8 protein-coding genes are annotated in these 8,391 nt (G+C 59.3%); 5 read left to right on the forward strand and 3 right to left on the reverse strand.

All coding sequences use genetic code 11. The annotated features are described in order from the left end of the window. Nucleotides 1-3: 3 nt before the first annotated feature. Nucleotides 4-1,998, forward strand: a complete 1,995-nt coding sequence (locus HX846_RS05615) for a nucleoside-diphosphate sugar epimerase/dehydratase (protein ID WP_008437723.1) — start codon at nucleotides 4-6, stop codon at nucleotides 1,996-1,998. 111 nt (nucleotides 1,999-2,109) lie between these two features. Continuing rightward, complete coding sequence (locus HX846_RS05620) at nucleotides 2,110-2,442, forward strand: ComEA family DNA-binding protein (protein ID WP_008437725.1); 333 nt, start codon at nucleotides 2,110-2,112, stop codon at nucleotides 2,440-2,442. Between the two features lie 28 nt (nucleotides 2,443-2,470). On the opposite strand, the gene HX846_RS05625 is transcribed toward HX846_RS05620, so the two are convergent. From HX846_RS05625 to eat, 3 genes are all read right to left on the reverse strand, one after another. Then, nucleotides 2,471-3,049 carry a TetR/AcrR family transcriptional regulator gene (locus HX846_RS05625; protein WP_178965097.1) on the reverse strand — a complete coding sequence of 193 codons (579 nt, stop codon included), beginning with the start codon at nucleotides 3,047-3,049 and terminating at the stop codon, nucleotides 2,471-2,473. Between the two features lie 99 nt (nucleotides 3,050-3,148). Then, entirely contained in the window at nucleotides 3,149-3,316 is a 168-nt protein-coding gene (locus HX846_RS05630; protein ID WP_008437727.1) for a DUF2897 family protein, read from the reverse strand. 110 nt (nucleotides 3,317-3,426) lie between these two features. Continuing rightward, on the reverse strand, nucleotides 3,427-4,791 hold the full coding sequence (eat, locus tag HX846_RS05635) for an ethanolamine permease (RefSeq protein WP_003218757.1): 1,365 nt from the start codon (nucleotides 4,789-4,791) through the stop codon (nucleotides 3,427-3,429). Between the two features lie 344 nt (nucleotides 4,792-5,135). Here eat and kdpF point away from each other — a divergent pair, with 344 nt between their 5' ends. The 3 genes from kdpF to kdpB all read left to right on the forward strand — a co-directional run. Continuing rightward, nucleotides 5,136-5,225 (forward strand): K(+)-transporting ATPase subunit F, encoded by a 90-nt coding sequence (gene kdpF / locus HX846_RS05640; protein ID WP_003218754.1) that lies wholly within the window; start codon nucleotides 5,136-5,138, stop codon nucleotides 5,223-5,225. A 9-nt stretch (nucleotides 5,226-5,234) separates the two neighbouring features. After that, entirely contained in the window at nucleotides 5,235-6,929 is a 1,695-nt protein-coding gene (gene kdpA, locus HX846_RS05645; protein WP_003218753.1) for a potassium-transporting ATPase subunit KdpA, read from the forward strand. A 12-nt stretch (nucleotides 6,930-6,941) separates the two neighbouring features. After that, nucleotides 6,942-8,391, forward strand: a 1,450-nt coding sequence (gene kdpB / locus HX846_RS05650; protein WP_178965098.1) for a potassium-transporting ATPase subunit KdpB, incomplete at its 3' end; no start/stop codon positions are given.

The raw sequence follows: 8,391 nt of genomic DNA on the forward strand, positions 1-8,391 counted from the left end.
GTTATGGATAAGTTGAGAACCTTATTACTGGGTTTAACGCGGCGGCAGAAACGTGCCTTCCAGGTAGTGACCGACGTTTTTCTTGTCTGGTTTGCCCTTTGGATGGCCTTTGTCGTTCGTTTGGGGATTGATGAGCTGATCAATCCTTTCACTGAATACCTATGGCTATTCCTGAGCGCCACGGTCATCGCTATTCCGCTGTTTGTACGGTTTGGTATGTACCGTGCAGTCATGCGCTATTTTGGAAACGATGCGCTGATCGCAATTATCAAGGCCGTCAGCCTGTCATCGTTGATTCTCGCGCTGGTTGTTTACTGGAGCGGCAACCATCAGTTGTTTGTTCCACGCTCGGTCATCTTCAATTACTGGTGGTTGAGCATGGTCATGATCGGGGGGCTACGCCTCGCGATGCGCCAGTATTTCCTGGGAGATTGGTTCGCGGCTGCGCAACATGTTCCTTTTACCAATCGAGATGATGGACTGCCGAAGGTGGCCATCTATGGTGCGGGGGCAGCCGGTAATCAATTGGTTGCTGCATTGCGCATGGGGAGGCTGTTGCGTCCTGTCGCCTTTATTGATGATGACAGCAGCATTGCCGATCGTGTGATTTCAGGCTTGCATGTCTATAAGCCAAAGCATATCCAGCAGATGGTTGACGTCACCGGTGCCCAGCAGATTCTTCTCGCCATTCCGTCTGCCAATCGTGGGCGCCGCCGGGAGATATTGACCTTCCTGGAGGGGTTCGCACTCCATGTGCAAAGCGTGCCCGGTTTTATGGATTTGGCCAGCGGGCGAGTGAAAGTCGATGATATCCAGGAAGTTGATATTGCTGACTTGTTGGGCCGTGACTCTGTCCCTCCTCAGGACGAGCTGCTTGAACATTGCATCAAGGAGCAGTCGGTTCTTATAACCGGGGCGGGCGGTTCAATCGGGTCTGAGCTTTGCCGGCAGATTCTCACGCTGCAACCCACGACACTGCTGTTGTATGAGCATAGCGAGTTCAATCTCTACAGCATCCTGCAAGAGCTTGAGCAGCGAATCGTGCGTGAGTCGCTTTCAGTTAAGTTATTGCCAATCCTGGGTTCTGTGCGCAATCAGGAAAAGCTCTTTGACGTCATGAAAACCTGGCGCGTGAACACGGTCTACCATGCGGCGGCTTACAAGCATGTACCGATGGTCGAGCATAATATTGCTGAAGGCGTGCTGAATAATGTGATGGGCACGCTGAGCGCCGCGCAAGCCTCTTTACGCGCCAATGTGGCGAACTTCGTGCTGATTTCTACTGATAAGGCAGTGCGTCCCACCAATGTAATGGGAAGCACCAAGCGTCTCGCAGAAATGACACTGCAGGCGCTCAGCAGTGAAATTGCTCCGGTGCTATTCGGTGAGACTTCGAATGTTTCCCGTGTGAACAAGACCCGCTTTACCATGGTGCGGTTCGGCAATGTGCTGGGCTCATCAGGATCAGTGATCCCGTTGTTCCACAAGCAAATCAAATCCGGTGGCCCGCTGACGGTTACGCACCCCAAGATTACCCGGTATTTCATGAGCATCCCTGAAGCCGCTCAATTGGTTATCCAGGCGGGCTCCATGGGGCTGGGCGGTGACGTATTTGTTCTGGATATGGGCGAGCCGGTGAAAATCGTCGAGCTGGCCGAGAAGATGGTGCACCTTTCCGGCTTGAGTATTCGCTCTGATAAAAATCTTCAAGGTGACATCTCCATTGAGTTTACGGGGCTGCGTCCCGGCGAAAAACTTTATGAGGAACTGTTGATCGGCGACAACGTAGTCACGACGCCGCACCCGATGATTATGAGTGCCAATGAAGACTACTTGCCCTGGGAGGTGTTGAAGGGCCGATTAACGGAGCTGCTCAGCGCCGTGGAACAGGATGACTACACGCGTGTGCGTCAGTTGCTGCGCGAAACGGTCAGCGGCTATTCCCCGGACGGTGAAATCGTCGACTGGATCTACCAGCAGCGTCGTCTTGAGCCCTGAGCTCACACCCTGTAACTCACCCATTTTTGACTCTCCCCAAACATCGCCTAAGTTTGAAAAGCAGCTTCGGAAAAGCTGCTTTTCCCTTATCGATGTCATGGAGTGTCACCTATGCGTAAAGCTTATTTCTCATCCTTTGTCTTTGCCTTTCTTGCCAGCCTCTCCCTAGCCACTACTGCCGCACCTTCCACCAAACCCGAAACGCCAACCTCCATTTCCACACAAATGACCAAGGTCGACCACACCACCAAGGTCAGCCTCAACTCCGCAGACGCCGAAACCCTGCGCCGGGACCTCTTCGGCATTGGCGCAGCCAAAGCCAAGGCCATCGTCGCTTACCGCGAAACCAACGGGCCCTTCACTGCGATAGATGAGTTGCTGGAAGTAAAAGGTATCGGCAAGGCATTGCTGGAGAAGAACCGCGACAGGCTTGAGGTCAATTGAACATCTGAAAAGCAGGCGAGGAGGCCGGTCATTGACCGGCTTTCTTCTGGCCGCAGAACCCCACTTTCAAGCTCCCCCGCACCACATCAAGAATCCGCGTGGCCAACTCGGCGCTCTCCACACTTCTTGCCAACACCAACGCTCCCACCAGCGTTGACATCAGCACAAGGCCCTGTTCGCGGGCATTCGGGCTCTCGAGGGCGGCTTCGACCTGCTTGAGCCGGGCGTTAAGCACCTCATCCGTCGTCCTGCTGTTCTGCCCGCGCAACCCCAGCTCGGAAGACATCGTGGGCAGCGGGCACCCCTCATGGGGTGATGTCTGATGCCATTGCGACAGGTAACTATCAATGAACGCGTCCAACGGTCGCTGTTGGCTGAACAGCTTTTTGCAATGTTCATCCAGTTGAGCCGCGGCCTCTTGCAACGCCTTTTCCACCAACTCGTCCTTTGACCTGAAGTGCGCGTAAAACCCGCCATGCGTCAGGTTCAGCGACTTCATCAGCGGCTGCAGGCCGGTAGCGCCAATGCCGTCACGGCGAAAGCGTACCGAGGCCTCCTTGATGATGCGCCGGTGGGTTTGGGCTTTGTGGTCTTGTGAATAGCGCATGGGAAGGCCTCCGAAACATCAGGCCATATTAACCAAGCTTGGCGGGGCATACGCGGGTGTTTACAAAATTGTGCGGCTCAACGGGGAGCCGCTTCAGCCTCAACGATCCTGCGCATCCTTGGCGTCCGCCTGGGCATTGCGTTCTGCCACGCGCTTACGTTGTTCATCAGTCAATTCAACCTTGTTGGCGCTGTCTCGCAGCATCAACAAACCACCGACGATCGAACCGATCGCGACCACTAAAATCAACCAGGCATACCACGGCATAGGGCTCTCCTTGAGGCAGCAAACCGTGGGGAAATTTCCCACGGTAATGACTGCTTTGAGTAACGGGCTTTCTTAGTAGTTCATTGTAGGCCCGTTCTGCCCCGGTAGCCTTACAGCCCGGTCAACATAGCGTCCGCCGGTGCATCGGCGCGGTCTTGCGCGGTCAGTTGGAAGTACACAAAACCCACCACCATGAAGCCCAGGAAGATCAGCCCGATCAGCGCGTTGAACCACGCCATCGCCACCAGGCAGACCACGGCCAGTACCAGCGCAATCCCCGGCACGATTGGATAGCCCGGGGCGCGGAAGGTCCGCTCCAGCAGTGGCTCGGTCTTGCGCAGTTTGAACAGGCTGAGCATGCTCATGATGTACATGACGATGGCACCGAACACCGCCATGGTGATCATCGCGGCGGTCAGGGTCATGCCGCCCAGGTTGATCAGCCCGTCGCTGTAGATGGCGGCGATGCCGACGATGCCGCCGGCGATGATTGCCCGGTGCGGCGTCTGGAAGCGCGACAGTTTGGCGAGGAAGGAGGGCAGGTAGCCCGCGCGCGCCAGGGCGAAGAATTGGCGGGAGTAACCCAGGATGATCCCGTGGAAGCTGGCCACCAGGCCGAACAGGCCGATCCACACCAGCATGTGCAGCCAGCCCGAGCTGTCGCCGACCACGGTTTTCATCGCCTGGGGCAGCGGGTCGTTGATGTTCGACAGGGTGCGCCAGTCACCCACGCCACCGGCAAAGAACATCACGCCCATGGCCAGAATCACCAGGGTGAGGATGCCGCTGATGTAGGCCTTTGGAATAGTGCGCTTGGGATCTTTCGCCTCTTCGGCAGCCATGGCGGCGCCTTCGATGGCGAGGAAGAACCAGATGGCAAATGGTATGGCCGCAAACATTCCGGCGATCGCCGGTGCGCCGAAGGTGTCGGAGCCGGCCCAGCCGTTGAGGGCGAAGTTGCTGAAGCTGAAGGCGGGAGCGACCACGCCCATGAACACCAGCAACTCGGCCACGGCAAGCACGCAGACCACCAATTCAAAGGTGGCGGCGAGCTTCACCCCGAGGATGTTCAGGCCCATGAACACAATGTAGGCGCCGACGGCCGCATGTTTCGGATCGAGGGCCGGAAACTGCACGTTCAGGTATGCGCCGATGGCCAGGGCGATCGCGGGTGGGGCGAAGACGAACTCGATCAGCGTCGCCAACCCGGCAATCAAGCCACCTTTCTCGCCAAACGCCCGGCGGCTGTAGGCAAACGGGCCGCCAGCGTGAGGAATCGCGGTGGTCAGCTCGGTGAAACTGAATATAAAGCAGGTGTACATGGCGGCGACCATTAACGAGGTCACCAGGAAGCCCAATGTTCCCGCCACGCCCCAGCCATAACTCCAGCCGAAATACTCTCCGGAAATCACCAGCCCGACTGCGATGCCCCACAAATGCAGAGTGCCCAAGGTGGGTTTGAGTTGTGTGTTCATCGTGTAGCGCTCCCTGAACGGTTTGGAATGTTTCAGGGCATTGCAGCGGACATGCCATTAACCAAAGCCGTGTCGTAAAGGCGCCGAACTGTCGCCGAGGGAACGGTTTGGCGTTTGAATCATTTCAAGCGCTGCACCAGATAAGGGCGTTGGTGTCTGGTCTGACGCTATCGCGGGCAAGCCCGGCTCCCACATTTGAAGTGCATACCCCCCGTAAACCCCGCATAAACCCACTCTTTACGCCGTCTTTACGCCCCACCCATACCGTCGCTCTCGTTCCTTTACGCCACTCCTGCGGACAATCCTCCTACACGCGGCAGTCGCCGCACGACGGAGAAACTTCCATGAGCGTTCTGGACGGGGTGTCACTGCTGTTGGCTGTGGCGCTGTTCATTTATCTGCTGGTTGCGCTGTTACGCGCGGATCGGAACTAGGAGCAGGCTATGCACAGTTATGACTATTGGCTGATCATCGCCTTCTTTGCCTTGGTGCTGATTCCGGCACCGGCCCTGGGGCGGTTCTACTACAAGGTAATGGAAGGGCAGCGAACCTGGCTCACGCCGGTGTTCGGCCCGGTCGAGCGCGTGTGCTATCGCCTTTCGGGTGTCGATGCAGACCAGGAACAGAGCTGGCAGAAATACGCGCTGGCGTTGCTGGCGTTCAACCTTGCCGGTTTCGTGCTGCTGTTCGCGATCCTGCTGTTCCAGGAATACCTGCCGCTGAACCCGCAGAAATTGCCGGGTCAGGAATGGACCCTGGCGTTCAACACCGCCATCAGTTTCATGACCAACACCAACTGGCAGAACTACAGCGGTGAAGCGTCCCTGAGCTACCTCAGTCAGATGGTCGGCCTCACCGTGCAGAACTTCGTCAGTGCCGCCACCGGCCTCGCCGTACTGGTCGCGTTGTGCCGTGGGATCGGTCGCAAATCCACCAAGACTTTGGGCAACTTCTGGGTCGACATGACTCGCGCCACGCTCTACGGCCTGTTGCCGTTGTGCCTGGTGTTCGCGTTGTTCCTGGTCTGGCAGGGCGTGCCACAAACCTTCGCTCACTATGTGAACGCGGTCACCATGCAGGGCGTTGACCAGGTCATCCCACTGGGCCCGGCTGCCAGCCAGATTGCGATCAAGCAACTGGGCACCAACGGTGGTGGCTTCTTCGGCGTCAACTCGGCGCATCCGTTCGAAGACCCGACTGCCTGGGCCAACCTGTTTGAGCTGGGCGCGATCATCCTGATTCCGGTGGCGCTGGTGTTCACCTTTGGCCACTACGTGAAAGACCTGCGTCAGAGCCGGGCGATCCTCGGTTGCATGCTGGCCCTGTTCATCATCGGCGGCGCAACCGCCATGTGGGCCGAATACCAGCCCAACCCGGCGCTGAACAACCCGGCGGTTGAACAGGCCGCGCCGCAGGAAGGTAAGGAAGCGCGCTTCGGCACCACTGGCACCGTGTTGTGGTCGGTGGCTACCACCGCCGCGTCCAACGGTTCGGTCAACGGTATGCAAGACAGCCTCAACCCCCTGAGCGGGATGGTGTCGCTGGTCAACATGATGGTCGGCGAAGTGATCTTCGGCGGCGTCGGTGCCGGCATGTACGGCATGTTGCTCAACGTGTTGATCGCGGTGTTCCTCGCCGGTTTGATGATTGGCCGTACACCGGAATACCTCGGCAAGAAACTCCAGGCCAAGGAAGTGCAGTTGCTGGTGGTGACCTTGCTGGTGATGCCGGTCGGCACCCTGGTACTCGGTGCCATCGCCGCCAGCCTGCCTGGCCCGGCCGGTGCCATCAGTAACCCTGGCCCCCACGGTTTCAGCCAGTTGCTGTACGCCTACACCTCGGCCAGTGCCAACAACGGTTCGGCGTTCGGCGGCTTCAGTGCCAACACCGCGTTCCACAACCTGATGTTGAGCCTGTCGATGTTGCTTGGTCGCTTCGGTTACATCCTCCCGGTACTGGCCCTGGCCGGCAGCCTGGCGATGAAGAAGACCGCACCGATTGGCCAGAACAGCTTCCCGACCCACGGCCCGCTGTTCGTGACCCTGTTGACCGTGACCATTTTGCTGGTGGGCGGCCTGACCTTCCTGCCGACGCTGGCACTTGGGCCTATCGCTGAACATCTGAGCATGGGCTTCTAAGGGGATATGAAAATGAATATGCCTGCAAAAAACGCGGCTCCCGTGAAAACCCAGGAGCCAGCCAAGACCGCAATGTCGGCCCTGTGGCGCCCGGCGCTGGTCCAGGCGTTCGTCAAGCTGGACCCGCGCCAGCTGCAACGCTCGCCGGTGATGCTGGTGGTCGAACTGACCGCGATCCTCACCACCATCCTGTGCTTTGTGCCGGAGGTGGCCGTACCGACCTACGTCTCCGTGCAAATCGCCGTGTGGCTGTGGTTCACCGTGCTGTTTGCCAACTTCGCCGAAGCCTTGGCTGAAGGCCGCGGCAAGGCCCGCGCCGACAGCCTCAAGGCCGGCAGCGAGGGCCTCAGCGCCCGCCGCAAGGAAGCCGACGGCAGCTTCAAGGTCGTGCCGGCCACCAGCCTGCGCAAAGGTGATGTGGTACGCGTGGTCGCCGGGGAAATGATCCCGGGTGACGGCGAAGTCATCGAAGGGATTGCCGCGGTCAACGAAGCGGCCATCACCGGTGAATCGGCCCCGGTTATCCGTGAATCCGGCGGCGACCGCTCGGCCGTCACCGGCAACACCCGCCTGGTCTCGGACTGGTTGATGATCCGCATCACCGCCAACCCGGGCGAGTCGACCCTGGACCGCATGATCGCCCTGGTGGAAGGCGCCAAGCGCCAGAAAACCCCCAACGAAATCGCGCTGGACATCCTGCTGATCGGCCTGACGCTGATCTTCCTGCTGGTGGTGGTGACCCTGCAGCCGTTCGCCCACTTCGCCAATGGCAACCTGCCGCTGGTGTTTCTGGTGGCGCTGCTGGTGACGCTGATCCCGACCACCATCGGCGGCCTGTTGTCGGCCATCGGTATTGCCGGCATGGACCGCCTGGTGCGCCTCAACGTGATCGCCAAATCCGGTCGCGCGGTGGAAGCGGCGGGGGACGTGCACGTGCTGTTGCTGGACAAGACCGGCACCATCACCTTCGGTAACCGTCGCTGCACCAACGTGATCGCCGCGCCGGGTGTCAGCGGCAAGGAACTGGCCGAGGGCGCGCTGCTGGCATCCCTGGCGGACGACACGGCCGAAGGTAAGTCCATCGTCGAATACCTGCGCGGCCAGCACCCGCAAGCCGAGCCGTCGACGGATGAGCTGACCTCGGTACCGTTCAGCGCGGAAACCCGCCTGTCCGGCGTCGACTACCAGGGCCGTGTGTTCCGTAAGGGCGCCGTGGATTCGCTGTTGGCGTTCATTGGCCTGCAACGCCGCGACCTGCAACCGGCGCTGTCGCGGGAAATCGACAAGATCGCCCAGAGCGGCGGCACGCCATTGCTGGTGTGTGCCGACGGCAAGTTGCTCGGCGCGATTCACCTCAAGGACGTGGTCAAGCCCGGCATCCGCGAACGGTTTGCCGAGCTGCGCAAGCTGGGGATTCGCACGGTGATGGTGACCGGCGACAACCCGCTGACCGCCGCCGCGA

It is taken from the genome of Pseudomonas sp. K5002, from assembly GCF_013386655.1.
Taxonomy (GTDB): domain Bacteria; phylum Pseudomonadota; class Gammaproteobacteria; order Pseudomonadales; family Pseudomonadaceae; genus Aquipseudomonas.

Coding starts and splice junctions, on each gene's coding strand:
- kdpF (WP_003218754.1), top strand. CDS start 5,136: ATGAGCGTTCTGGACGGGGTGTCACTGCTGTTGGCTGTGGCGCTGTTC.
- HX846_RS05630 (WP_008437727.1), bottom strand. CDS start 3,316: ATGCCGTGGTATGCCTGGTTGATTTTAGTGGTCGCGATCGGTTCGATC.
- HX846_RS05615 (WP_008437723.1), top strand. CDS start 4: ATGGATAAGTTGAGAACCTTATTACTGGGTTTAACGCGGCGGCAGAAA.
- HX846_RS05620 (WP_008437725.1), top strand. CDS start 2,110: ATGCGTAAAGCTTATTTCTCATCCTTTGTCTTTGCCTTTCTTGCCAGC.
- eat (WP_003218757.1), bottom strand. CDS start 4,791: ATGAACACACAACTCAAACCCACCTTGGGCACTCTGCATTTGTGGGGC.
- kdpA (WP_003218753.1), top strand. CDS start 5,235: ATGCACAGTTATGACTATTGGCTGATCATCGCCTTCTTTGCCTTGGTG.
- HX846_RS05625 (WP_178965097.1), bottom strand. CDS start 3,049: ATGCGCTATTCACAAGACCACAAAGCCCAAACCCACCGGCGCATCATC.